Source organism: Pseudanabaena sp. SR411, assembly GCF_002251945.1.
Taxonomy (GTDB): domain Bacteria; phylum Cyanobacteriota; class Cyanobacteriia; order Pseudanabaenales; family Pseudanabaenaceae; genus Pseudanabaena.
Genome location: NZ_NDHW01000170.1, coordinates 40,916 through 67,208 on the forward strand (window position 1 = coordinate 40,916; position 26,293 = coordinate 67,208).

27 protein-coding genes are annotated in these 26,293 nt (G+C 41.0%); 19 read left to right on the forward strand and 8 right to left on the reverse strand.

The features are described from left to right. Positions 1–5: 5 nt before the first annotated feature. The 5 genes from B9G53_RS17490 to B9G53_RS17510 all read left to right on the forward strand — a co-directional run bounded on the left by B9G53_RS17490 (position 6) and on the right by B9G53_RS17510 (position 2,026). The gene (locus tag B9G53_RS17490) at positions 6–491 is read left to right on the forward strand and encodes a protein kinase family protein (protein WP_094534578.1); all 486 of its coding nucleotides are present in this window, start codon (positions 6–8) and stop codon (positions 489–491) included. Positions 492–594: 103 nt separating this feature from the next. Next, positions 595–1,239 (forward strand): hypothetical protein, encoded by a 645-nt coding sequence (locus tag B9G53_RS17495; protein ID WP_094534580.1) that lies wholly within the window; start codon positions 595–597, stop codon positions 1,237–1,239. Positions 1,240–1,248: 9 nt separating this feature from the next. After that, complete coding sequence (locus tag B9G53_RS17500) at positions 1,249–1,563, forward strand: DUF4258 domain-containing protein (RefSeq protein WP_217901616.1); 315 nt, start codon at positions 1,249–1,251, stop codon at positions 1,561–1,563. 2 nt (positions 1,564–1,565) lie between these two features. Next, the gene (locus B9G53_RS17505) at positions 1,566–1,790 is read left to right on the forward strand and encodes a YgiT-type zinc finger protein (RefSeq protein WP_094534584.1); all 225 of its coding nucleotides are present in this window, start codon (positions 1,566–1,568) and stop codon (positions 1,788–1,790) included. 11 nt (positions 1,791–1,801) lie between these two features. Further along, the gene (locus tag B9G53_RS17510; RefSeq protein ID WP_094534587.1) at positions 1,802–2,026 is read left to right on the forward strand and encodes a DUF4926 domain-containing protein; all 225 of its coding nucleotides are present in this window, start codon (positions 1,802–1,804) and stop codon (positions 2,024–2,026) included. 17 nt (positions 2,027–2,043) lie between these two features. Here B9G53_RS17510 and B9G53_RS17515 read toward each other — a convergent pair whose 3' ends face one another. The 3 genes from B9G53_RS17515 to B9G53_RS17530 form a co-directional block, all read right to left on the reverse strand. After that, positions 2,044–2,742 carry a response regulator transcription factor gene (locus B9G53_RS17515; RefSeq protein WP_094534589.1) on the reverse strand — a complete coding sequence of 233 codons (699 nt, stop codon included), beginning with the start codon at positions 2,740–2,742 and terminating at the stop codon, positions 2,044–2,046. Between the two features lie 187 nt (positions 2,743–2,929). After that, complete coding sequence (locus B9G53_RS17525) at positions 2,930–3,484, reverse strand: type IV pilin-like G/H family protein (RefSeq protein ID WP_094534593.1); 555 nt, start codon at positions 3,482–3,484, stop codon at positions 2,930–2,932. A gap of 205 nt (positions 3,485–3,689) precedes the next feature. Beyond that, the gene (locus B9G53_RS17530) at positions 3,690–4,145 is read right to left on the reverse strand and encodes a ubiquinol-cytochrome c reductase iron-sulfur subunit (protein ID WP_217901617.1); all 456 of its coding nucleotides are present in this window, start codon (positions 4,143–4,145) and stop codon (positions 3,690–3,692) included. Between the two features lie 193 nt (positions 4,146–4,338). On the opposite strand from B9G53_RS17530, the gene B9G53_RS17535 reads away from it, so the two are divergent. The 3 genes from B9G53_RS17535 (at position 4,339) to B9G53_RS17545 (ending at position 7,808) form a co-directional block, all read left to right on the forward strand. Further along, entirely contained in the window at positions 4,339–5,883 is a 1,545-nt protein-coding gene (locus B9G53_RS17535) for an ATP-binding protein (protein WP_094534595.1), read from the forward strand. A 164-nt stretch (positions 5,884–6,047) separates the two neighbouring features. After that, complete coding sequence (locus B9G53_RS17540) at positions 6,048–6,566, forward strand: chemotaxis protein CheW (RefSeq protein ID WP_094534597.1); 519 nt, start codon at positions 6,048–6,050, stop codon at positions 6,564–6,566. A 234-nt stretch (positions 6,567–6,800) separates the two neighbouring features. Beyond that, on the forward strand, positions 6,801–7,808 hold the full coding sequence (locus B9G53_RS17545; RefSeq protein WP_094534599.1) for a late competence development ComFB family protein: 1,008 nt from the start codon (positions 6,801–6,803) through the stop codon (positions 7,806–7,808). Positions 7,809–7,836: 28 nt separating this feature from the next. Here the strand turns inward: B9G53_RS17545 and B9G53_RS17550 are convergent, their stop codons facing one another. Beyond that, positions 7,837–8,208 carry a ferredoxin-thioredoxin reductase catalytic domain-containing protein gene (locus B9G53_RS17550; RefSeq protein WP_094534602.1) on the reverse strand — a complete coding sequence of 124 codons (372 nt, stop codon included), beginning with the start codon at positions 8,206–8,208 and terminating at the stop codon, positions 7,837–7,839. 230 nt (positions 8,209–8,438) lie between these two features. Here B9G53_RS17550 and B9G53_RS17555 point away from each other — a divergent pair, with 230 nt between their 5' ends. The 6 genes from B9G53_RS17555 (at position 8,439) to B9G53_RS17585 (ending at position 13,455) form a co-directional block, all read left to right on the forward strand. Then, positions 8,439–9,104, forward strand: a complete 666-nt coding sequence (locus tag B9G53_RS17555) for a hypothetical protein (protein ID WP_141211812.1) — start codon at positions 8,439–8,441, stop codon at positions 9,102–9,104. 101 nt (positions 9,105–9,205) lie between these two features. Beyond that, positions 9,206–10,204 (forward strand): tryptophan--tRNA ligase, encoded by a 999-nt coding sequence (gene trpS, locus B9G53_RS17560; protein ID WP_094534606.1) that lies wholly within the window; start codon positions 9,206–9,208, stop codon positions 10,202–10,204. Positions 10,205–10,317: 113 nt separating this feature from the next. Then, positions 10,318–11,736, forward strand: coding sequence for a DUF3696 domain-containing protein (locus B9G53_RS17565; RefSeq protein WP_094534608.1), 1,419 nt, complete (start codon positions 10,318–10,320; stop codon positions 11,734–11,736). A 3-nt stretch (positions 11,737–11,739) separates the two neighbouring features. Beyond that, a complete protein-coding gene (locus tag B9G53_RS17570) occupies positions 11,740–12,279 on the forward strand; it encodes a hypothetical protein (RefSeq protein ID WP_094534610.1) in 540 nt (179 codons plus the stop codon). A gap of 53 nt (positions 12,280–12,332) precedes the next feature. After that, a complete protein-coding gene (locus B9G53_RS17575; protein WP_094534612.1) occupies positions 12,333–12,686 on the forward strand; it encodes a hypothetical protein in 354 nt (117 codons plus the stop codon). Between the two features lie 388 nt (positions 12,687–13,074). Further along, positions 13,075–13,455, forward strand: coding sequence for a VOC family protein (locus B9G53_RS17585; RefSeq protein ID WP_094534614.1), 381 nt, complete (start codon positions 13,075–13,077; stop codon positions 13,453–13,455). Between the two features lie 45 nt (positions 13,456–13,500). Here the strand turns inward: B9G53_RS17585 and trmB are convergent, their stop codons facing one another. Beyond that, the gene (gene trmB, locus B9G53_RS17590) at positions 13,501–14,211 is read right to left on the reverse strand and encodes a tRNA (guanosine(46)-N7)-methyltransferase TrmB (protein WP_094534616.1); all 711 of its coding nucleotides are present in this window, start codon (positions 14,209–14,211) and stop codon (positions 13,501–13,503) included. A gap of 136 nt (positions 14,212–14,347) precedes the next feature. Here trmB and B9G53_RS17595 point away from each other — a divergent pair, with 136 nt between their 5' ends. Together B9G53_RS17595 and B9G53_RS17605 are read left to right on the forward strand one after the other, a co-directional pair. Next, on the forward strand, positions 14,348–15,373 hold the full coding sequence (locus tag B9G53_RS17595; protein ID WP_094534618.1) for a homoserine kinase: 1,026 nt from the start codon (positions 14,348–14,350) through the stop codon (positions 15,371–15,373). Between the two features lie 283 nt (positions 15,374–15,656). Continuing rightward, positions 15,657–16,148, forward strand: coding sequence for a pentapeptide repeat-containing protein (locus B9G53_RS17605; RefSeq protein ID WP_094534621.1), 492 nt, complete (start codon positions 15,657–15,659; stop codon positions 16,146–16,148). A 27-nt stretch (positions 16,149–16,175) separates the two neighbouring features. On the opposite strand, the gene kaiC is transcribed toward B9G53_RS17605, so the two are convergent. The 3 genes from kaiC to B9G53_RS17620 all read right to left on the reverse strand — a co-directional run bounded on the left by kaiC (position 16,176) and on the right by B9G53_RS17620 (position 19,265). Then, a complete protein-coding gene (gene kaiC / locus B9G53_RS17610) occupies positions 16,176–17,744 on the reverse strand; it encodes a circadian clock protein KaiC (RefSeq protein WP_094534623.1) in 1,569 nt (522 codons plus the stop codon). After that, entirely contained in the window at positions 17,737–18,036 is a 300-nt protein-coding gene (kaiB, locus tag B9G53_RS17615) for a circadian clock protein KaiB (protein WP_009626105.1), read from the reverse strand. Before kaiB ends, kaiC begins: the two co-directional genes overlap by 8 nt. Before the next feature lie 347 nt (positions 18,037–18,383). Then, positions 18,384–19,265, reverse strand: coding sequence for a circadian clock protein KaiA (locus B9G53_RS17620; protein ID WP_094534625.1), 882 nt, complete (start codon positions 19,263–19,265; stop codon positions 18,384–18,386). Between the two features lie 163 nt (positions 19,266–19,428). Between B9G53_RS17620 and B9G53_RS17625 the strand changes: the two genes are divergently transcribed. From B9G53_RS17625 to pheA, 3 genes are all read left to right on the forward strand, one after another. Continuing rightward, entirely contained in the window at positions 19,429–21,891 is a 2,463-nt protein-coding gene (locus B9G53_RS17625; protein WP_094534627.1) for an ATP-binding protein, read from the forward strand. Between the two features lie 402 nt (positions 21,892–22,293). Beyond that, positions 22,294–25,317 (forward strand): transporter substrate-binding protein, encoded by a 3,024-nt coding sequence (locus B9G53_RS17630; RefSeq protein ID WP_094534629.1) that lies wholly within the window; start codon positions 22,294–22,296, stop codon positions 25,315–25,317. A 109-nt stretch (positions 25,318–25,426) separates the two neighbouring features. Then, complete coding sequence (pheA, locus tag B9G53_RS17635) at positions 25,427–26,263, forward strand: prephenate dehydratase (RefSeq protein ID WP_094534631.1); 837 nt, start codon at positions 25,427–25,429, stop codon at positions 26,261–26,263. The last annotated feature ends 30 nt before the right edge of the window (positions 26,264–26,293 follow it).

The following is a 26,293-nucleotide window of genomic DNA, read 5'->3' on the forward strand; positions in this document are numbered from 1 at the left end:
ACCCTATGACTTCTTTCCCTGATTTCGCGGCGCATGGCTTTCAAGTTATCAAAGAATTGGGGCATAACTCAGAGGGAGGCAGGTTTACTTATCTAGCAAAACGTCTTTCTGATAATTGTGATGCTGTAGTCAAGCAATTTCAATTTTCTAAAAGTGCGGGGTGGGATGGATTTAGTGCGATCGAGCGTGAGATCCAAAGCCTACAGGGTTTAAGTCATCGCGGTATTCCCAAATATTTAGACAAGTTTGAGACGGATAACGGCTATTGCTTGGTTACTGAATACTTCCCTGCGGACACTTTGGCGGTGGGACGGAGTTTTACGCCTGATCAAATTAAGCAAATTGCGGTGCAGATTTTAGAAATTTTAGTGCATCTGCAAGAGCGAATGCCGCCTGTAATCCATCGTGACGTTAAGCCTGAAAATATTCTGGCAGATAATTATCTCAATGTTTACCTCATTGATTTTGGTTTTGCGCGAGTGGGTCAATGACGTTAATGTAATTGGTAATACGATTATTATTTTTTACGATGATGGTTTGATTGTGAGGAGATTGAGGATTAAAGTGTTATCAAGATTCTTTTGAGGAAAGTCAATGCCAATTTTTAACTCTAATTCCTCTGTTAATGAAGAATTATTCAACAAGGTAATCAAATCTATTAATAGGTTTTGTACAAAAGCTGTAAAGACTGGTAATACTAAGATGGTATTAACCGAAGCAGATCTACAGGCATGGATTTTTCATCACCTTCTGTATGATCTTAGAAAAGAGTCCGGTTGGGGTGACAAAACAAATAGCAAACAGATTGGAATACACTGTAACCCTTCTCTTCTAGGTGAGGCATACTTGCTCACAAAAGTTCCAGACATTATCATTCTTGACAAGCAGACATACGATGTAAATCCTTCAGGAAGCTTATATTCACGAAAAGGATACACCTTGTGGGGAAGCTCTATTATAATCCTTGAACTTAAACTATTTAGGACTAACCATAGCGAATCTCAAAAGATTATTGAATGGAAAAAAGACATTAATAAACTAAAGGATTTAAGGATGCAACACTATCCGCCAGATAGTCCAAATAAATTCTTTCCAACGTTTGTTCTCCTTGGGAAACAAAATATCTCTGTGGAAACAGTTGATCAGATTAAACAATATTCAATAGATAACGAGGTTGAACCATTGCTATTTTATCCCGAAGATGAGCGCCGTCAAGAAGAACACTTAATCATGCCATGAGTCAAAATTATGGAAGACGTTCTTCAACGAGTTAGAGAATCAGCAAAAAAGCAAATATTATTTCTTCCTCATGCGCTCCGTCAAATGTCTCGACTAGAACGAATGATTACTACTCAAGAAGTTAGAGAAACTGTCATGACAGGAGAATTGATAGAAGACTATCCAGAAGATGCGAGAGGACATAGCTGCTTACTACTCAAATCAGTACAAACAGATCGAATAATTCATGTAGTTTGTGCCCCTAAATCAGAATACCTTGCAATTATTACGGCTTACCTACCCAGCAGCAGTCAATGGACAAACAATTTTAGAGAGAGGTTATAACAATGGAATGTATTTACTGCAAAGGTCACATGGAGAGAAAGACTGCACCATTTAGCATCCAGAAAAATGGTTACTACTTACATTGGGATGCAATTCCTGCCTTTGTTTGCGATCAGTGTGGCGAAGTCTATTTTGCTGAACATGAAGTTGATGTAATCCAATCAGCCATTTCAGAATTAGATCGTAAAAATGCTGAGTTTTATACACCTGACAAAAAAGCTGCATAAATCACAAAAAAATGATTAAAGAATTAGACCGTGTTGTATTAGCCGATCGCATTGATGAAGCAGACTTAGAAATTGGTGACATTGGCACTGTGGTATTTGTGTATAAACAACAGAAAGGCTATGAAGTCGAGTTTATGCTCTTTACAGGCGAGACGGTTGCCGTTGTTTCTGTGTTGCCATCACAAGTTCGGAGTATACGCGATCGCGAAATAGCTCATGTAAGGGCGATCGCCTAAAATATGCCCAGACTAAATTATGAATAAGCATCAATCAAACCATGTTGCAATGCATAGCGAACCAATTCAGTGCGACTGCTTGTACCAGTTTTACTAAATAGCCGACTGACATATTTCTCCACATTCCGAATGGTTGTGCCAAGCCGCTTAGCAATTTCCTTATTCATCAAGCCCTCAACCACAAGCTCCAAAACGCTTTGCTCCCGTGGAGTAAATTCAAGCTTGATCGGTGGTGGTGTCACATTGATCGCTGGTTTTTGTTTCAGCAGAGCCTTGATTTCGGCAAGTTGACCTGCCAGATCAGTGATTTCTGAGGTATTGCTATTTGCCGTAACCGCTTGGATTGCTCGACGGGCTATCAAATTTTCAGCGATCGCCACTAACTCATCAGGATCAAAAGGCTTGGATAAATAAGCATCACAACCAGCGTTGTAGCCTTCGATGCGATCCTTAGTCATGCCCTTTGCCGTCAAAAACACCACAGGCAAATTTAAAAAACGCACATCTTCGCGCATTTGCTTCAGAAATTCATACCCACTCACCTGCGGCATCATGATGTCCGAAATCACGAGATCGGGTGTGGTCTGCTCAAGCAGTTGCCATGCATCCCTTGCATTGTTGGCAACTTGTACTGCAAAGCCACTATCTTCCAGATAGGCTTGTACCGCTTCTCTCAGCCCTGGTTCATCATCCACAAGCAGGATATGTCCTGACATAGTTATCCTTTAATTATGCTTTTATTCTGCGATCGCCATATTAACCAATATATAGCAATCCTACAGCAATTACCGATTAAACGAACCACAAGAGATTTTTTGAAAGTGTTGCTTCGCAACACTTTCAAAAAATCTCTTGGTTTGGGTTTGAGCGCGAAGCGCTATAAGTCATTTATGCGATCATCAGTTATTTAGCTGGAGAAGAACCTGTGGGACAAGTTGGTTTATCGGTCTCAGATTTAGGTGCAGTGATCCCTGTAGGAGGTGTTTTGGATGGTTTATCCGTGCCACAGACGATAAAAAGGGTTGTCTCACTACCAGTATTGCCAACAGCAAATACTGAAGCTGCAAAACTTTTCACATTATCTTGTTTAGCAGTTGCGGTCATGGTGACTGACTTCGGCTGAGTGTCAGTGATTTGCAATAAATAATTACTGTCTTCAGCCTTGATTCCTACTGAAAGATCATCAATAGTGCTACTAAACTTACCTTTTTCAATAAAGAAGGCTTGCTGTGCTCTCGATAACGAACCTAAGTAAAGTCTTCCTGATGACTCGATCGCCTTTTCTCTCTCTCCAGAAAATGGGGTTGTTGGAGAGGTTGTTGCAGAAGTGGTGGGAGTTGCGGTAGGCGTAGTCGCAGTTTCTGTTGGTGCAGTAGTTGCAGGAGTTGTATTACATGCCGATAGTAAAGCGATCGCCGCAGTTGCAAATAGTCCCGTCTTAAAATAATTAATATTCATAAAAATAATATATTTTAGATATAAATCAGAAAAGTTATATCTAAAATATATTACCTATAAACAGCATAAACACCAAAATTATTGCAGCTAAGTTTTGTTTAGAATAAATGAAAGCGGCGCGAAGCTTCGCCTTCATTTATTCTAAACAGTTCTCTTATAGAGATTTGACACAAGTTAAAAATCTTGCTTTGCAAGATTTTTAATGTTATGCACTAACCAATACTTGTCCATTCTCAATTTTAGAAGCATAACGTTGTAGTGGTTTTTCGGCAGGACCTCGGCGAACTGCACCGTCAGCCGCAAATTTGGCATCATGACAAGGACAAACAAATTCCTTATTCGCCTTTTCCCATTTCACCGTACAGCCTTTGTGAGTACAGGTCGGATTAACAGCCAGCAGTTTAGTTGCATCTTGAGGATCGCGTACCACAGCAATTTTCTTGTCTGAGGATAGCAAATTACCATCTTTTTCCAGTTGAGCAACTGTACCGATCGCTTTAAAAGTTCCGTTCGGTGCAGCAGCGACACTTTCAGGTGCTGATGCTGTTGATGCTGTAGTAGGAGGAGTAGCTTCACTACATCCAACTAATGACGATGGCAGAAGGGTAGCCAGCCATCCTAACCCAAACCAAGAAAGTAACTTACGGCGATTCAGATTCATATGTTTTTTCTGTGCGTTAGCTAAATATTTCAGTGCAAAGATTAACTCAGTCTAGATAACTAGTATAGCGATCGCCATTCAAGATTTTCCATTTGGATTACAGCGCTTATCTCCGTCATTACTCTTTTGGGTTTTACATTCTAAGCAAAACTTGCATTGCTATATACTTGTGTCTGCCTAAGTTTGTAAGAGCATGAGCGATCTTTTTACTATTGTCTTAATTGTCCTTGGCGGATTCGTGATGTTTCTTTCGATTAAAGAAACACAAAAGATTTTGTCCTTACTTCAAGACAATAAGTATCGCAAGAGTTGGAACATATTGCGATCGCTGATGATTTTCTTTCTCTTCGGCTACTTGGGGATATTGATACTGTTCTCTTTGAAAATCCAATGGCTCATCCTGATTCTCACAGGAGTTATCTTCTTTTTTGGCGCTTTATTTGTCTATATGGTGGTCAAAGTTGGCTTCCTCAGCATTCAGGATTTGATCAAGACGAATATCTTAAGATTAGAACTGCAACAACAAAAGGAAATATCGGAAGCGATCGCTCGAACTAAATCTGAGTTCTTAGCCACCATGAGTCATGAACTGCGTACCCCGATGAATGGCGTAATTGGCATGACTAATTTGTTGCTAGATACTGAGCTAGAGCCAGAGCAACGCGAATATGTGGAAACAATTAATACTAGTGGTGCGGCTCTATTAATGCTGATTAATGATATTTTGGATTTTTCTAAAATTGAATCAGGAAAAGTCAGTTTGGAAGTAGAGCCTTTTGAAATAAGAGCATGTATTGAAACCGTTCTCAGTCTAGTTACCTTTATGTCTAAGGAAAAAAGCTTAGAAGTAAAATACTTGATCGATCCTCAAATCTCTCCACTTATTGCAGGAGATATCCACTATTTACAGCAGATTTTAGTCAATTTGGTGGGTAATGCAATTAAATTTACCTCTGAGGGTAAAGTTTCCATAGATGTCAGCAAGTATCAAGACAATCAACTTCTTTTTGCTGTAAAAGACACTGGGCTTGGCATTCCATCTCATAAATTAGATAAATTATTTCAACCATTTTCGCAAATAGATTCTTCCACAACTCGTAAGTTTGGAGGTACAGGGCTAGGTTTAGCTATTTGTAAAAAGCTGATTAGCTTAATGGGCGGTGATATTTGGGTTGAGAGTGTTTTCGAGCAAGGTACAACCTTTTTATTTACGATTCCCTATCACCCCGTTGCAGTGCAAAGCTCTCCTAATCAGACCTTGGAAATGGTGTTAGAGCCAGTCGAGATTGCTGAAAACAAAGCTTTGTTAAGTAAGATTCCCAAATTGGCTGAGCAAATTCCTCTCAAAATCTTGCTAGCTGAAGATAATCCTGTCAATCAGAAATTAGCAAATCGTCTTTTTGAGAAAATGGGTTACGGTATTGATATTGCCGCCAACGGAATTGAAGTATTAGAAGCGATCCAAAAACAATCCTATGACTTGATTTTTATGGATGTGCAGATGCCAGAAATGGATGGATTAGAGGCAACTCGACAAATTCGAGCTATAGAGCAAAGTGGGCAGAATAAATTATCCAATCTCGCTAAATCTATGCAAATTATTGCAATTACTGCTAATGCGATGCAGGACGATCGCGAAAAATGTTTGGCATCGGGAATGAATGATTTCATTGCTAAGCCATTTAAGGTCGAGCAAATTCAGGCTGCGATCGAGAAATGGGGGCGTAAGCAGCCATAATGCTGTATACAAACGGGCTCACTGCTCGCTATACATGGTTATACCAAAACAGAAAATGCGTAGTTATTTTTTGTTTTGCAAACCCTTACGGGGTTTGATTTTTAATTTACAGAAGTGTGATCACACCTTTGTGAATTGGTATTAATGTTTACTAAAGTTGACCTATGTCCATGCAAGCACTTTTTGAGAGTGTCGATCATTCCAAAGACGCAAAGATAGGCACAAAGCCAGATCCAGATGTAAATACTTGTCTGAAGTTTGTGATCGATCCGCAAACTATCGGCTTACTTGAGAGTGAATTCACCCAAGAGGTTTTGACGATTAAGGCTGCCCACATTATTCCTGTCCCGAATAAACCGTCCTGTATCTTAGGTATATTAAGCCGTCGTCGCCGTGTTTATTGGGCGATCGATTTGGCGATGCTATTGGGATTGCAGCCACTAGATCAAAATATTAGACTTTATGAAGTAATTTTGATATCAGCGCAGGAACTTTCTCTCGCCTTGGTTGTGCCTAAAATTTTGGGGGTTGTAAATATTCATAGCGATCATCTTGAGCAAAATATTAATTCTGTACCAGCAACACTTAGACCATATTTTAAAGGGTACATTAATGAAAGAGAGGAAATTTTTTACCTGTTAAAAGCTGAAAATATTATGAGGTCAACGATTTTACATTCTTAGCTTTATCCCAAAGCACAAAATAGCTGCGCCATTTTGTGTTTTGCAAACCCTTGCTGGGTTTGTTTTTTAATTCACCAAATTATCGTTACACTTTTGTGAGTTGGTATTAAATATACCAATTCTAAATGACTTGTTGATGAGCAGTTTTTCTACTCTTCTACAAGTCCAAAAATCTATAAATGATTTAGAAATGCTATATAGAAAGCACTGACAGATAGATATTCAGTCAATCCCATGGAATCTTGCCGCAACGTCCTACTTGAATTTGTTTATAGAGAAGCCAATACCCAAATTCAGGGTTTAGGTAGTGGGATTAGGCATAAATATAATATTGATGAGGTAATTGCCTACGCCTTAAATCGGTTACCACCGATGTTTGCCTCTACAGATGTTGGTTTGCAGACAAAGAGACAAGAATGCATGACTCTGCAAGCTGATATTACTAAGGCAATTCGTCAAGCATTATTAGGAGTGCGTCGCGATCCATTACGTGAGCCTCAACCATTGGAAGATATAGAGTTAGCTAATGCACCCTATGCTTTGCTTGATGCCCAAGAGCGACTTAATTGGACGAATCTCATGTGGTGTGATTTGCCTAATGCTTTAGAAGAAAATCTAGAAAGTGCGATCGCTAAATATAATTCTGCTAACTCATCACCGCGTGTTAGTAAATATGGAGCTTTAGGAAGAAGAACCGTTAATTCTCAAATGTATCTTGGGAAGTCTACGCAAAAATACAATGCCGTCCCTGAATCCAAGCAAAAAGAATATGAAATTTATCTCCTCGAATCCAGATATCTCGTTCATTCTCTGGAGCGACTGATCATTAGAATGGCGCAAAACCGAGCGCAAAGTTTTCCACCATCTGATCTGCGGTTTATTCGTCTCGAAGATGTGTTGGCAAAAACTTTAAATCGGCTGCCACCACTTTATGCAACCTCCGCAAAGGGGATTGCTCATTTGCGACATTACGCCCAAATGAATATTGGTTCAGAAGTGGCGATTATGGTGCATGAGTCGATGTTAGAAGTTCGTAATGCGAGTTATCAAAGAATCGATCCCTTGATGTTCTCTAAAATCCGTTATGAGAGAGAGCAATCTCTAGCTAAAGTTAGTAAATTACTGCTTGATCGGCAAGTAAAATGGCAAAATCTCAGTGAAGCCGTCTCAAAATCTTTAGAGCTTGCAAAATCTGGAAAAGTCTGTTGGGCGCGATCGCCTCATGATGCGCTTAAACAATAAAGGTGATGCAAAGCACCACCTTTATTGTTTAAGCATCGTAGACAATTTCAACTACTTCGAGTTCTTGTTTTGTGCCAACAAAGGGATTGTCTTCAGTCAGAAATAACATACAGTGACATTCTTTGCGCTCACGCATCGGTACACAAGGGCAGTTCCAGTAGGTATCTTTGACTTCAGCTTCCTTGTCTTCATAATAGCGACAGGGACAGAGAGGCGAGCCTAACTCTTCTTTATGCTTAGCTAAGCCTTCAATAACGGCATTAGTAACGCTAGGATCAACACAAAAAAATGTACCTGTATTTTTTGCGTACTTTTCGGAAAACTTTCGCATTGCCTCAAAACTTTTAGAGGAAGCTTTATTTTTCCCGCGATCGGACTCTGACTCAGGGTTAAGGGACATAAGCTAACAAAATTGCCAAGAAACTATTAGTTACTACCTATAGCATGAAACCGCTACACAGCCTGAACTAAAACCCAAGAGAGAGTTACGGCGCTTCGCGCCGTAACTCTCTCTTGATTAGCTATAGCTATAATTCATTTTGGCGTTTTTAGTCACAATAAACAAGAATTTTTGCTAAGGTAGAAGCAGAAAAATTAAAGCCTTGTCAGTAGTGCCGTATAGGTAAGTGTATGGCGAGAAGAGTTAACTCTTATATATGTATTGGTATGGCGATCGCGACAACATTCTTTAGTGCGATCGCCTATACTCCTGCGGTGCGATCAGATAATTCAGCTAATGCTAATGAAAAGCTAGGCACAGTAAGAACTTTGCCCAGTCTCCAAACGAGAGCGCGTCCACCATTACAGCCTGATACTTTACATGTAGGCATGTTAGAGACGCAGTTTCTTAAATATGCTCAGGATAATAATTGGGCGGCGATCGCGACGATTCATCGGGATGAATATACCGTTCACAAGTTGCAACCAGGCGGCGAGGGCTTGTATGCCTTGCCCGATCGCAAACTCGTTTATGTGAGAGGCTTTACGGCAAATATTTATTTTGAGCGCGATCGCTTAGTGGGGATTCGTCTAAATTCTGATAATCGCGATCGCCCATTAACTGCATCAGAGTTGTTAACCCTTGTGCGAGCTTGGTTTCCTGATGATGTACTGAGTGTTCTCTACCAAGTCGCGCCATCTGATCCGCGTAAAAGTATAGTCGAAACGCTAATTGGTACAATACCAAAAGCTTTTGAGCAGGATCTGGGGAAAGTTAGCTTGCCTTTTTGTCGAGCGATCGTTTTTCCCTCGCCTGTTCCTGTAAATACATTATCAACCTGTAACCCCAATACATAGAATGAGCGTGAAGCGCTTATTCTATGGTGTTATACATTATCAACCTGTAATTTAAATATATATAGAGCGCAAAGCGTTCTCTGTATGATCTGAAAAATCCCATGCAAAAACGAGTTCTATCTGGCGTACAACCGACTGGCAATCTGCACATTGGCAATTATTTGGGGGCAATTCGCAACTGGGTAGAGACTCAGGCTGATTACGAAAACTTCTTTTGTGTTGTCGATCTGCACGCGATCACTGTCCCTCACGATCCTAAAACCTTAGCTAGCAATACTCGCGATATTGCTGCACTGTATATTGCCTGTGGCATTGATCCAAGTATTTCTACGATTTTTGTGCAGTCCCATGTTTCGGCACATGCTGAACTCACATGGCTACTCAATTGCATCACGCCGCTTAATTGGTTGGAGCGGATGATCCAGTTTAAGGAGAAGGCGATCAAGCAAGGCGAAAATGTGGGTGTGGGGCTGCTGGACTATCCTGTGCTAATGGCGGCGGATATTTTGTTGTATCAGGCGGATCTAGTTCCTGTTGGTGAAGATCAGAAGCAACATTTGGAACTGACACGAGATATTGCGGGAAGATTTAACGATCAGTTTGCACCAGTTTTGAAAGTGCCGAATCCTTTAATTCGCAAGGAAGGAGCGCGGGTGATGAGCCTCACCGATGGCACAAAAAAAATGTCTAAGTCCGATCCTTCGGAAATGAGTCGGATTCATGTGCTTGATAAGCCCGATGAGATTGCCAAGAAAATTAAGAAATGCAAGACCGATGCAGTGCGCGAGTTAGCCTTTGATGATAGCGATCGCCCTGAAGCGAATAACCTCCTCGGTTTATACGCAATTTTTGCGAATAAGACTAAGGAAGAAGTACAAGCTGAGGCGGCGACATGGCGCGGCTGGGGCGATTTTAAGACTGTGTTGACTGATGCGGCGATCGGGCATCTTGAGCCAATTCAAACTAAGTATGATGAAGTGGTCAAAGAGTCAGGCTATCTTGATCACGTATTAAAAGAAGGTCGTGAAAAAGCATCTGAAACTGCTTTTAAAACCCTCAATGCTGTCAAAGATGCAATGGGTTATTTGCCACCTTTATAATAGTTAATCAGATATATCTCATTTTCCAAGCAAGGGGCTTAAGCTCCTTGCTTGCATCTTATAAAATTGAAACATGTAAGAATTTATCCAAGTTTTTCTACTAGTTAAAGTCAATGACTAAAACAAAAAGCACATTAAAAGATGATCAGAATAGTAAGCCCGAAAAAGGAATTACAAGGATTTCTGTTTCAGGATATAAGTCGCTTGCAGAAGAATGCAGTATTGAAATATCTCCTTTAACTATTCTCTCTGGTGCAAATAGTTCTGGTAAGTCCAGTATTATGCAGCCACTATTGTTAATGAAACAAACTTTAGAGTCTATATATGATGCAGGTTCTCTAAAGCTAAATGGTGCAAATGTTCGCTTAACTTCAACAGATCAAATATTTACAAAAGTCTTTAATGGTTCATCGTCTGCAAATAATATTTTTTCTGTTTCCATAGAAATGGGAAAACAGAAAATACTGAAGAGTATTTTCAAAAAGGTAAATAAAGTTAAAGGCATACAGGTTTATTCTTCAATGTATAAACAAGAAGACCTAACTATGACCTTACGATCAGATATGACCCACGAAAACATAGTAAATAATCTTCCCCCTCAGATTCAGAAATATTATAAGAATACATATTATGATCCCGTACCCGTAACAGACAAACATAAGTTTTGGATTGAAAGATATAAATGTTTGTTGTATGTGGACTCTTCATCTTTGATGGCGATAGAAAATCCACGGTTTGGTTTATCTGTAAATTTACTTGAATTAATACGTTTACTTAAAGCATTTGGCAATGAGGGTTTATGTCTTTCTATAGAAATGCAAATTCGTCAGTTGATACATGTACCAGGATTAAGAGGAAATCCTGAACGTACCTATCCTGTTAGCTTTGTAGGTGGAAGTTTTACTGGAACATTTGAGAATTACGTTGCTAATATTATTCATGATTGGAAAATTAATAAAGATAAACGGCTAAAACAACTGGATGAGGCACTTCAAATATTAGGGTTAACTTGGAAAGTTGATACAAAACAAATTGACGATACACAAATTGAAGTGAGAGTTGGTAGATCGGTAAATAAAGGCAATAGCAAATCTAATGACATGGTTAGTATTGCTGATGTTGGATTTGGATTATCACAAACCTTGCCAGTAGTTGTAGCCTTATTAGTCGCTGAACCAGAGCAATTAGTATATTTAGAACAACCAGAAATTCATTTACATCCTCGCGCCCAAGCTAACCTAGCGCAACTCCTTGTTAATGCCGCAAATCGAGGTGTTAGAGTCGTTGTCGAAACCCATAGTGAGTTATTAATTAGACGAGTGCAATCACTTATTGCTGAAGATAAAATTGCGGCTGAAAAAGTGAAATTGCATTGGTTTAGTCAAGATGATAATGGCTTTACAAAAGTAACTACAGCCGAACTTGATGAAACAGGAGCTTTTGGAGACTGGCCAGAAGACTTTAGCGAGATTTCTTTGCAAGAGGAGAGTCGTTATTTAGATGCTGCCGAATCTAAATTGATGGCAGTCTAAATCATGTCGAAGAAAGCAAAAGTCTCCAAGTTATTAGTGATTGATGCCTCGATCGCAAGATCTTGTGGTGCGCCCAATGCAACTTTCCCTACATCTAAAAATTGCCGTGATTTCCTTAACTCAGTCCTAACTATTTGTCATCGCATGGTACTCACAGATGACATTAAAGAAGAATGGGACAAGCACCAATCAATCTATGCAAAAAAGTGGCGTTCGAGCATGGTAGCTAAGAGAAAGGTTGAATACCGCGCAGATGTAGCTTTTAATCAGGCACTTAGAGACAGACTAGATAAAGTTGCAGAAAGCGATAGACCGCGAGAGACAATGTGGAAAGATTGCCACCTTTTAGAAGCAGCGATCGCGACTGATAAGATTGTTGTTTCTCTAGACGAAAAAGCGAGAAACCCATTTGATAAAGCCGCTAAATCCATAAAGGAATTACATGAGATTATGTGGGTTAATCCTGATAAGCCAGAAGAAAATGCACTCGTATGGCTAGAAAATGGGGCAACAATAGAGAAATCAAGACAACTAGGACAATGAACTTTATGTTATTGAGTAAGCTATGATTGGTTCAACAATTTTGAGATGAAAGCATGGCTACCGTATCAATTTTGCCAATTTCTGATCCTAAAGGTGAAAAATCATATCGCGCCCTTGCAGGTGACAAACACTCTGAGGGCAAAACTGCGGGGCAAGCTTTAGACGCATTAACGGCTCAACTAGGTGAAATAGAATTCAGTGCGATCATTCTTATTCAAAGCTTTCAGCCTGACTCATTGTTTGGGGCGGAACAACAAAAACGCCTATCTGAGTTAATGGACTTGTGGAGACTTGCACGAGATCAAGACCAAGAATTATCAATCAATCAACAACAAGAGCTAGATCAATTAGTTGAAGCTGAGTTAAGAGCAGCAACAGCACGTACATCAATTTTGATGCAAAGTTAATGAATTCTTACTATGTTGCGATCGCCCTGAAGCGAATAATCTTCTCGGCTTATATGTAATTTTCGCGAACAAAACTAAGGAGCAAGTACAAGCTGAAGCGGCGACATGGCGCGGTTGGGGTGATTCTAAGACTGTACTGACTGATGCGGCGATCGCGCATCTTAAGCCAATTCAAACTAAATATGATGAAGTAGTAAAAGAATCAAGTTACCTCGATCGTGTATTACATGAATGGCGCGAAAAAGCTGTGGAGACAGCTTTTAAAACTCTAAATACTGCTTAAAAGATATTCGTACGCTTTTCAAAGATTAAGATGTATTGAGGGAACTTGTCCCCCAATATGCAGTGCAGTAACCTTTAGAAGTCCTATCGCTCAGAAAGAATTTGTATGCAGAATGCAATTAACTGGTTTGAGATCCCTGCGACTGACTTTGATCGTGCAGTCGCCTTTTACAGCGCCGTGCTGGCAGTGGATATCCAAAAGGCAGAATTTATGGGAGAGCCACAGGCTTTCTTTCCTATGGATCGAGAAAGTGTTGGTGGCGCGATCGTCAAAAGCGATCGATTAACTCCTTCAGCGACAGGTACTTTGATCTACCTAAATCTGGGTACTGTTGAGAACCTAGAGCAAGCACTCGAACGGGTAGAATCAAATGGCGGCAAGGTTTATATGCCAAAAACCGATATTGGTGACCCAGGTTTTATCGGACTGATTCTCGATACAGAAGGCAATTCCATTGGGTTTCATGCACTGAAGCCCAATGAATAATAAAAAAAGCGGTGCTTCGCACCGCCTTTTTTTATGAGAAACAGTCTATTTTCGTTTGAAATAAACTCGATAAACTGGCAGACCTTGAGAGATTACTGAACTTTCGCGCTCGGTGGGAATATGCTCAGGAAAAATCGAACTATCGGCAAAATTTCCAGCCCCAGCGAGATTAATAAAATTATCATTGGCATCGAAATGTTGGCGCATATCCTCAGCGACTTCCAATACATCAGACTGCAAAAATACATCGGCATTAGGCATAAGTAACTCCGCTAAAGTTGCCACTAACTCAGGTTGGACGGCGCGGCGTTTTTGTTGGCGACGCTTAAACCAAGGATCGGGAAATTGGACTGTAACTTCATGCAATGAGCCTTTAGTTAATAGTCCTGCTAGCGACACATTGGCATTGCAAAAAATATAATGCAGATTTTTTAAATCTAGTTCATCACGCACCTCATTACAGCGATCGACTAGCGGCTCCCGAATTTCTAAACCCAAAAAATTCCAATCTGGCTTAAGTTGCGCCATTTGCAAAATATAACGTCCCCTTGCCGAGCCAATATCTAGACTTAAGGGCTTTGACCAATCAGCATAAACTTCTGTCCAGACTGGTGGTGCGATCGCCACGCTGTATTTTTTAGCTAATGGATTAACGTGTTCACGCACACGCGCCCGTCGCGAAACATTTTCATTGCTAACGTTGACAATGATTTCGGTTGGGGATGTTTTGGGTTGGGGAGTTGAGGAGTCTTGCATAGTATTTAAGGATACCTCTTCAGATCATGCCAAAACAACTGACAAAAAACGACTTTTGGTTTTTGGTAAACACTTTTGATCCCAGCTCTGCGATATATCTGGATAACGCTAAAAATTCACCAACTTATCGATCGCTATGCCTGTCGCGGATTGGTCTTTAAAGCATTTCCCCAGTATGTCTGACCACCATATTTTCCCCATTACCTATTCCACCCTTGCGCCGCAAGCATTGGTAGATCGTGTCTTATCCCGCTATGCCGTGGGTGAAATTACTAGTTGTGTATTTTGGATGCGGGGGCTGAGCGATATCTATCTAGTGGAAGCAGGCGATCGCCGTTATGTATTGCGAGTTTCCCATGCCCATTGGCGATCTAAGGCTGAAATTGAATTTGAACTAGAATTATTAGCGTTTTTACATAAAAATTATATTCCCGTAGCCTATCCCCTCACCACCAATGATGGACAATTAGCGATCGAAATTCCAGCCCTTGAGGGTAAACGCTATGCTTCATTATTTACCTACGCTACAGGTCAAGTGGCTGTTGGGGATCTAAATAAAGTACAGGCTCAAAGATTAGGGGAAACCTTAGCCAAGCTGCACAATACAGCCCAAAATTTTCACTGTCATGTTGATCGTCCCCATTTGACGATCGAATATTTGCTAGATGACTCCTTACGAGAACTGTCACCGTTTTTGCGTGGCTCAGCCAGATCCTATATGAATGAGGCGATCGCCCAAATCAAAGAACAAATCCATCATTTACCCAAAGAATTTCCCATTTGGAGCGTCTGCTGGGGTGATCCGCATAGTGGTAATGTGCATTTTACGGAAACCAATGAGATCACCCTATTTGATTTTGATCAATGTGGTTATGGCTGGCGATCGTTTGATATTGCCAAATTTTTGCAAGTTACTTTGCAAGCAGGTATCAGTCCTAGCGTCCGCAAAGCTTTTTTACATGGTTATCAATCAGCCCAGCCCCTTGAGGACATTGAGTTGAAATGTATGCAACCCTTAATGCAAGTCGCGCAGATCTGGTCATGGGCAATCAGTGTCAAGTCGGCGATCGTGCATAATCACAGCAAACTTGATGATAGTTACTTCCACTATCGTCTCGAACATTTCAAGATGCTGCGATCGCCCGACTGGAAGCCTTTTTAATTTATATAGCAACGCAAGAGATAGCTAGACAAATCAAACCCAAAAAGATGAGTGGCGGCGCGAAGCGCCGCCACTCATCTTTTTGGGTTTATGTCCTAAGCAAAACTAACATTGCTATAGCAAAGCTCGAACTACAGCGCTTTGCGCTCAAACCCAAAAGGCGACGCGTTGCAACGCGTCGCCTTTTGGGTTTTGTGCAGGAACAGTTAACACGGCTGACTATAATTGAGATTTAATAGTTATTAACAAAAGACAAACTATCCTAACTTATTCTCAATAAATCATGAAATATTGGCGATTCATCACCAGCATTATCCTAGCAACTGTTTTATTTTTAAGCCCTTTGCCAGTACAAGCCGCTAGCTCCTCCAGTGTGACTGGATCAATTCTCAACAAAGCCGAAGGAGAGGATTTCTCTGGGAAAAACTTAATTAGAGCTGAATTTACAAGTGTGACTTTAAAAAATGCTAATTTTACCAATGCTGATTTGCGTGGCGCACTTTTCAACGGCGTTTTATTAGATGGAGCGAATTTACATGGGAGTGATTTTAGTTCAGGAATAGCTTACGTCACTAGATTTAAGAATGTCGATCTGAGTGACGCAATCTTAGCTGATACCAATATGTTGCGATCGACCTTTGATGGTGTGGATGTCACAGGTACTGACTTCACCAATGCATTGATAGATGTGCAGCAATTAAAGAAACTTTGTATTAACGCTTCTGGCACAAACTCGAAAACAGGTGTTGATACCCGCGAATCTCTAGGCTGCTAAAACAAAGGAGCGCAACGCGCTCCTTTGTTATTCCAAAGGCTCAACGGATACACCGCGAATGATCCGTGACAGTTCTGATTTTTCATCCACAGATACTCTTGTTGGTGAACCACTTAAAATCCGCTCAAATCCTTGGAATGAATCCTTGATTTGTGCCCCTTCATCGGTAATAACATATTCACGAATACGGCTGTCATGGCGCGATCCCCGCATCTTGAATACATTGACCGCACGCGACATTTGTCCACGAATTTCAACATATTGCAACAGAATAATTGTGTCTGTAATCGTCGAAATATGTGACTCAGTAATTGAATGCGAACCCATGAACTGATCGGTTGTATTCGTAAATAAGCCAGTAATTTCTTCTTGCTTAACATAGCCAGTTAAGCCAATCACGAACTGACGGAAGGTATTGTTGCTGACACCTCTAGCTAGAGCCGAAAGAGAATCGATCGCAATTCGAGATGGCTTAAAGGACTCAATTTCAGACTTAATTACCTGTAGATGATCTTCTAGACCAGATGACTCAGGGTAAACACAAATAATTTTTAATAAGCCAGAACTTTCCCATTTGTCGAAATCAGTTCCCCAAGATGAAGCATTGCGCGTAAGCTGTTGGCGAGACTCTTCATAGGCAAACAAGATTGCCCGTTCGCCATTTTCGCAACCATTTTCAATAAACTTACTGACCATTAAAGTCTTGCCAGTACCCGTAGCTCCTGTGGTCAAGATAATTGAGTCTTTGAAATAGCCTCCGCCGCACATTTCATCAAGCGTAGTGATACCTGAAGAGACTCTGGTATTAGATGATTTTTGGGTAAGCCGCATTGCCCCTAGAGGGAAAATGTTAATTCCTTTAGTGGTCATTGTAAATGGAAATTCGCCCTTCATGTGGGTTGTACCACGCAGTTTGAGAATTTCGGCAGTACGATGGCGACGTTCTCCATCAAGGACGTTTCTTAAAATAATGACATTATCAGAAACAAATTCTTCTACCCCAAATCTTGCCACGGGTCCATATTCTAATTCGCGCTCGGTGGTCATGACTGTGGTTACACCAAGGGACTTGAGACGCGCCACAATCCGAAAAATTTCACGTCGGACTAAGCCTAGTGAGTCATACTGCTGAAAGATTGCCGTCATCGAATCGATCGAGATCCGCTTAGCTTTGTACTTGATAATTGCATACTGAATGCGTTCAATTAGGGCTGATAGATCGAAATCGCCAACTACTTCTTGACCTTCAGGATCAGGTGAAGCATCGAGGATAAATAATCTACCTTGATCGATTAACTCTTGGAGATCCCAATTAAAACTATGAGCATTTTTGATAATGTCAGATGGCGACTCTTCAAAGGTAACAAATACGCCATGCTCGTCCAGCCCTGTAATGCCGTTATAAAGAAACTGCATTGCTAATAAAGTTTTTCCAGTACCAGATGTACCACTAACAAGAGTTGATCGCCCCTTGGGTAGCCCCCCATGAGTGATATCATCTAACCCCTCAATCATGGTGCGTAACTTCTGCACACCTAGCTCTTGTCTTTTAGTATCGTTGCTGTCGTTATTTTTTTCAATTGATGAGCTAGTCATTGCCAATTAATTCCTCATATAGTAAATCTAGTCCGATTAATACCTTCTCTCGATCAGATAGGTCGCCAATTATTTTTCTAACTGGTGGTGGTAAAACCTTTGCTAGGGTAGGAGTAGCTAGGATTTTATCTTCTTCAGCTAGTTGTGGGTTTTTAAGCACATCAATGACCTTCAATGTATAAACTCCTTGAAACTCTTTCTCAAGGATATCGTTGAGCATCTTCAGCGCCCGCACTGAGTTTGGCGTGTTGCCTGCGACGTAGAGTTTTAGGACGTAGGTTTTACGAATCATTTCATTAATTGTGGTTGCGTCGGCTATTTATAACGTATCTCTTAAACTTCTAGAAAATAAATCTTTGCATTTACTATGGGGTAGTCCTACAATTTTTATGGGTAAGGTGGTGCGAAGCGCCGCCTATCCTTACCTTTTTAGGAATACCTACTATGGGGAGATAGATGAACATAGACAAAGTTTAGACAAAATATAGGCAGGGTTTCAAGATTTGAATTAGATTAAGTCGCTTTAATCTTGTGAATATTCAGGTAAAGCAGCTTGATGAGCTCTAAAGATATTTTGAAATTATTTGAGTAATTGTGTTGCTGGCGAAAAGAGTCAGCAACACAATTACATGGCTGCTTTTAAGATCGTGGGATAGATCGACGATATAGCTCACATAGGTGGGCAATCATATCAATTAGTGTAATTCGATAATCTAGTAAAATTTCATCATTTCGACCTTCTAATCTTAATTGCTTAGCAAATTCGTCCATCAGTTCCATATGAATTTCTAGAACCTGTGATACGGAAATATCGGCAAAAAAGGAGAGATTGACAAATTCATCGATATTTTGATTTAAATTGTCATTTTTTTCGAGAAAGTACTCGAGGATGATCGACCGATAAATGTTTTTTAAGCGATCGATATACTCTTTCCTATCTTCAGGCGATAGGTTGCGGAGAAATAATCGTGAATCGCGTTTGTAATACACCCCCAAATACCCCAATCTTTCATTAAGCTTTCTAGCTAATCGCTGTTGTTGGACACTTAAAGATTCAGAAGCCGCACTGTGCGGAATATTGACATAGACTTGATGTCTAACTTGTGGCGAAATCTTGATAAAAGTATCGATCGCCTGATCAATAATTGTTGGCAGATCTTGAATCTGATCAAAATTGATACTGATACTAGCTCGATAAAAGTCCTTTGATTCGCTTTGTTCATAGAGAGGGTCGCTTTGTTCATCAAGATCTTCTAGAACTAGTATGGTGGGTATGAAAATGTTTAACATACCAAGGTGATCGATGACAGCTTCGACATCGCGGATCACATTTTTAAATATAACTAGACAATCTTGGGCATTTTGAGTTTTTGTTAATAAACTTACAAGTGCTTCTAATTCGGAAACAACCGTAATGGTGTATCGATCCTCTGGCAAATGCTTTGCGAGAGTAGATTTGGTTTGGTTGACATTAGCTTCGGCCACCAAACAGCATACTTGTAGATTGGACAGAACAGGCACGGGCTATTGGTGGTTGATAATGACTTGAATTTTATCTTAAGCTTTATTTTCGCACTTAAATAGCGAAATCATGTGAGATTGGTGATTGTACTATATATAAAAATTTATAGGCTGTTAGTGACAAACACCACTTATTAAACATAATCCAAAAGGGTTTCAGCATATGGACTCCCTCATCTTAAATCAGTCTTTAGAGATATATGGACAGTCGATTGTAGCAATTTGCCGACTACCCACTGATACTGCTAAAGCAATAGCCCTTCTTCAAAAAGGATGGTCTAATGTGGTGGTGGTGGATCAAAATGATCTGCCACAGGGTTTGTTTAATGCACGATGTTTATTAAATTGGCAATCTAAATCAGTAGATGGTTATACATTTTCTGCGCCATCGATCGCCTTAGAAGACATTGATCTTGAGCCATTACCTGCGATTTCGATCGCCATGACGATCGCCGATTTTTTACAGAGAATCTCACAATATCGGCATTCAGCAGAAACTTGGGCTTTGGTGGACAGCAATGGCAAATTTACCGCACTCTTGGAGGTCTCAAGCCTATTGCGATCGCTAGTACAAGAAGACAAAAATCAAAGTCCGTCAGTAACCTCGTTGTTACTGCCCTTGATCTATCAATTGCCTCTGCCTGTGATGGTCAGCGATCGCGATGGAGCGATCGTGGGGATGAATGCCGCATGGCGCAATAGCTTATACGAGAGTATACCTAGTAAGGCTGTGACAGCTATCCCAGTTATGCCAGTAGCTGAGACTGGTAGCCATATCTCAAATACGTCTATATCTACAACAAATGGATCTACAACAAATGGTCAGGTTGATCATAGTCCCCAAGTACTAGAGCCAAAGCTACCCGTAACCCACCAGTTCTGCACTACGGATGGGGCCTCGTTTACATGGCAAGTGATTAGTGTGGCTTTGCAGGGTAGTTTGCAAGGGCTAGATCTGGCGATCGCCTACGACATTACCGCCCAAAAAAATCTGGCTCAAGAGTTATCGGGACTAAGTCGGGTCAAAGATGAATTTTTGACCTGTATTAATCATGAGCTAAAAACACCGTTAACCTCAGTAATTGGGATTGCGAGTTTATTGAGCAACAACACCTTTGGCGAACTGAATGAACGTCAGAGTCGCTATGTGAAGATGATTCATCAAAGTGGTCGGCAATTGGTTTCGATAATTGATAATATTTTTGACCTTGCTAAAGCGGAGTCGGGGCAACTAGAACTATATGCTGAGACTGTTTCTGTCAAAGAGATTTGTCAAAAAAGCATTCAGCAAGCGAAGAAGTTGGTTCAACAGGATTCTACGATTTTTCGCAACTATAACTTTGAAGAAGGATGGGAGTTAGACATTCACCTAGATATCGATCCAACGGTACAGACAATTTATGCTGATGAAACGAGATTGCAGCAAATGCTCGTCAATCTGCTTTCCAATGCTTTTAAATTTAGTTTTTTGCCATCGGAATTGGTGGATGATGTACCATCTATTTCGCCGCAAATAGGAGTGACGGTGAAGTGGTGGGAAGGCTGGCTCGCCATCACGGTCTGGGATCAAGGGATTGGTATACCTGAAGAGAAACAAAGTTTAGTATTTCAAAAATTTCAACAGGTGGAAAATGTCCTGACTCGCCGCTTTGAAGGTACTGGCTCCAGCTTGCTCTTAACCAGACATCTAGCGCGTTTACATGGTGGTGATATTACCTTTGTTTCACAGGTAGATGTGGGCAGTCAGTTTACAATTTTGTTGCCACCTGAGAATAGCTTCAATCATGATCATGTCCAATTTGAGCAGCTTGAGCGACGGATGGATATCAGTCATGGTCGCTTAGTATTGATTGTCGAAACTTCTACGGAGGTTTTAGACTGGCTGAGAAATACTCTGGCGGATTTCAATTATCAAGTAGTAATTGCGCGATCGGGAACTGAGGCTCTAGAAAAAGCAAGGCGGTTGCAACCTTGTCTAATTTTGTTGAGTCCAGATGTGCCAATGTTGTCGGGTTGGGATGTGTTAGCCTTGCTCAAGGGAGATTCGGTAACCCAGCATATTCGAGTGGTGATGATGAAACGAGCCGATGAACCCAAAATTAATTCGCATCAAGCTGATGGAATATTGCTCAAGCCGATCAAAGCTGCCGAATTGAGTGTATTTCTGCCTAACTATGTGGCTAGTCCAAAATCTCTCAAGTTCTTATACTTAAATCAAAATTTGGAAGAGGGTGTAATTGAATTAATGCACGACCTTGGTCATAGCTTACTAGAAGCGGAAGACTTGCCTCAAGCAGATGTATTATCCAAAATTTGGCAGCCAGATTTATTTCTGCTGGATGGTGATAATCAAGTTTTGTTAAAGTGTCTGGAAGATATTAGCCATTTAGAGACGCTATCAAGTTTACCAATCTTGATCATTACCAAGTCAGCGATCGCCGAAATTAATTGGCTCCAAAATCGATTTACAAACCTGAGTTTGCATGATTGTCTGAGTTTGGATTTAGACAATTTAGATACAGCTAAAGCTGAGGTTTTGTTGGCTTTGCATCAGTCAATTAATAATGCTGTATGTTACTTTGTACCAAACTCTTTTGCGAATACTGCAACTATTAACCGTGGTTGATAATTGCTTATCGAGTTTTACAAATGAGTACATACTCATTTGTAAAACAGAAAACAATCAGAGTAAGGGTTTTGGGTTTTCATTTTACTGTATACAAAATGAAAACCACTATAAATAGAGTATGGGGGTGTATCCCTTTTGGGCGCACTCTCATACTCTATTTAAGGATGTTATATCTGGATTTTGAGCCATTTCGCCGAACATATTTGCAGAGCAATCAAGCTAGATTTAGGAGGTGTTATTTAGCTCTTGGCAATTTGTTTAATAATTGTTTAAAAATAATTGTTTAAATATAAATGATAGATCTGTCGCTAACTTTTTTAGAGAACATCAAAATTAGTAAGTGAAAAGCGCCATATCTTGCTAAAGATGTCCAGCTTAAGGTAGAGGGAGTATCGACCAATGAATCGAGAGGCTAAGTCCTTAAATATTGCAGGTAGTAGGACTGAAGTCATGCAAATTGGAGTGATGCAATTTCCGAGTGTTGGTCTGGGCAATAGTGAGGCACTGGTTAAAGATGCGACCTTGATGGCGATCGCGGAAATTAATCAATCAGGAGGCATATTAGGAAAAAATATTGATCCGATCGTGATTGATATTGTGACTACTGATCACAGCATTGCGGCACAAGCGAGATCTTTATTGAATGAACTGGAGATCAAAAATTTATTTGGTTGTGGTTTATCTTCGGTTCGTAAACAGGTAATTCCCGTCCTTGAAAAGCATCAAGCTCAACTTTGGTATCCCTATTATTACGAGGGACTAGAATGCTCAAAAAATATCTTTTATACAGGTGCATGTCCTAATCAAGTTATCCAACCAGCGATTAATTGGTTGTTGCAACACAAAGGCGATCGCATTTACTTAATTGGTACAGATGGTATTTACTCACGCACAGTTAATAAGATTATTCGCGCTCAAATTAAGCAGCAAAATGGCTTATTACTATGTGAGGACTATATTACCCGTGAAATATCTAACTATCAAGAAAGTATTGCCAAAATTAAGCATATTGCGCCTTCTGTAGTAATTAGCACCCTATCTCCCCAGAACTCCGTTGCTTTTTTACAACAGTATGCCGAAGCTGGAATTAAGTCTGACGAAATCCCCGTTCTATCATTGCGCTTAACCGATCTGGAACTGCGGTATCTCTGGGATAGCCTAGATAATCCTGTGGTGATCGCTGGACATCTGGCTAGCTCTAACTATTTCCAAAGTCTAGATACGGCTCACAATCAAGATTTTTTACGTAAATACGCAACTTGGTTTGGGGTAGAGCGATCGCCAACACCAACTGTTAATGTCGTGATGCAAGCGGCTTACACTCAAGTTTTTTTATGGAAACAAGCAGTTGAAGCTGCTCAAACTTTTGATGTGATTCCAGTACGTCAAGCGGCCTATGGACAGAGCTTTACTTCGCCTGCTGGTAAAATCGTCCGCGATCGCAACCATCATATTTGGACAGCTTGTCGAGTTGCGGAAATTGCTCCCACAGGCAAGTTTGAAATTTTATATACCGTTGATCCGATTAAACCGATGCCTTGGTTGGGGGTAGAAGAGCTACATCCCTCCACATCTACCGTGGTTATTGAGATACTTGCGGATATTACGCAAGGCATTCAGCAAAGCTGGCAACTGGAAAAAGATGCTCAGGAATTGGAGTTTACGATCGCGGAGCTATTAGGAAGAGGGCAAGGTAAAGGACGCAACCAACTCGCTCCTGAAATTACCCGTGCGGTGATGTCGAAGATGTTTAAAGCAAATCAGAGATTGCTCAAGACACAGGCGGATTTGTTAAATGTGGAAGGGGCTTTACGGGATGCTAATGAGTTACTGGAGCAGCGGATTGAACAACGCACGCTGCAATTACAGAAAACGATCAGACGGTTACAAAACGAAGCGGCGGATCGTCAGCAAGCGGAAATACTATTACGGGAAAGTCAGCAGAGATTTTCAGCGATCGCCGATAACGTCCCAGGGGTAGTCTATCGCGCAGTTTTACATCCTGATGGTGCTGTCTCTATGCCTTACATCAGCCCCCGTACGCAAGAAATCTTTGGCATATCCGTCGAAGAGTTCACTGAGCATTTGGAATGGGTATTCGATATGGCGCATCCTGAAGATCGTGCGGAACTCAATGAGATGGTACGCCGATCTGCCGAAGAACTGATGACCTTTGAGCATGAATATCGAGTCTCTAGTCTGTTTGAGAAAGTTAAGTGGGTACGCATTATCTCTCAGCCCCATCGCAATGACCAAGGTGATACAGTCTGGGATGGGGTGATTATTGATATTAGTCATCAAAAGCAAATTGAAGAATCTCTGCGTCAAGCGGAAGAGAAGTATCGCAGCATTTTTGAACATGCGATCGAAGGCATTTTTCAAGCCCAAGCAGATGGATGTTATATCAATGCTAATCCAGCCCTTGCGAATATTTATGGCTATGAAACTCCCACAGAACTACTTACTGCGGTTGCGTTAGATCCATATCGTCTGTTTACAGAACCGAAACGTTATCAAGAATTCTTACATCAAATTGCCAATGAAGGCTCGGTGGCTAGTTTTGAAGCGCTTGTCTATAAGAGCGATCGCAGTATCATTTGGATTTTGATTAATGCTAGAGCTAACTATGATCAGGAAGGTAACTTCATTTCCTTTGAGGGACTGGTTCAAGATATTACGCAACGGAAACTTGCCGAACAAGCGCTCAAAGCGGAACAAGAAAAGTCGGAAAATTTACTACTAAATATCTTGCCAAAAGAGATTGTCAATCAACTGAAGATTGGTAATAATGCGATCGCCTCAAGGTCAGATAATGTCTCCATATTGTTTGCGGATATTGTGGACTTTACGGCTCTCTCGACACAAGTTTCACCCAATGACTTAGTGACCATGCTCAATGGCATTTTCTCTTCTTTTGATCTGCTTGCCGATCAGTTGGGATTAGAAAAAATCAAAACCATTGGTGATGCCTATATGGTAGTTGGTGGATTGCCCACAGCCCGACCTGACCATGCCGAAGCGATCGCCGAGATGGCATTAGCTATGCAAAAATCTATCTCTAATTTTAAACGTGGGGACGATACCGCCTTCCGTTTGCGAATCGGAATTAATACGGGTGCAGTTGTGGCTGGAGTGATCGGTATCCGCAAATTTATTTATGATCTTTGGGGTGATGCGGTCAATGTTGCTAGTCGCATGGAATCCCATGGTTTAGCGGGAGGCATTCAAGTTACGCAAGCTACCTATGAGTTACTCAAAGATAAATATGCCTTCTGGCATCGGGGCAAAATATTTGTCAAAGGAAGAGGTGAAATGGATACTTATATGTTGCTTGATCGTAAGTCTCATTTGCCTGCATCAGAGGTATTGGAAGTAAATGAACTAGATAAAGAGGGAACGCAAAGCCTCTCCTCTTCGGTATAGGAGATTATCTGCACTAAGGGACAGTAAAATAAGGAACCAGATTTTTAGTGGCGCGGCGAAGCCGCGCCACTAAAAATCTGGTTCCCTACTCAATCGCGAAACCCTAATCATGACAACGGTTGCTTACCTTGGTCCCGCAGGTACATATTCAGAAATGGCAGCTTTGCAATATTTACAGCTTAGCCATCCCGACTTAGAGCATGATCATTCGCGAATGTGTCCCTATCCTACGATTCCCCAAGCGATTAATGCTGCCGAGCAGGGGCATGTGGATGTAGCCGTTGTCCCTGTCGAGAATTCAATTCAAGGTGGGGTAACCATGACCCTCGATAGCCTCTGGCAATCGGAGTCATTACAAATCCAACAGGCGATCGTTATGCCAATCGCCCATGCTTTGATTACCCGCGCCCAAAATCTTGACGATATTAAAGTGGTCTATTCCCATCCTCAAGGTTTAGCTCAATGTCAGCAATGGCTGGATCATCATTTACCCACTGTGCAGCAAATAGCCAGTGACTCTACAACCGATGGTTTGCATATTGTGGCTAAAGATGTGACCGTGGCAGCGATCGCCTCACAACGAGCCGCCGAAATTTACGATTTACCAATTCTGCAATATCCAATTAATGATCAACCTGATAACTGCACTCGTTTTTTAGTACTAGGACGCACTTCACCCACCACGAGAGGCACACATTCATCCCTTGCCTTTAGCCTGAAACGGAATATGCCGGGCGCTCTTGTTAAACCTTTGTTAGTATTCGCCGATCGCCAAATTAACATGAGTCGGATTGAGTCACGTCCGACCAAGCGATCGCTGGGTGAGTATATTTTCTTCATCGACATTGAAGCCCCCATCGATGATCCTAACTTCAGTGAAGCTCTACAAGAACTACAAGCCGTCACTGAAAATCTTAAAATTCTTGGTAGTTATACGATTACCTAACGAAAACGCTTTGCAATCTAAAATATAAAA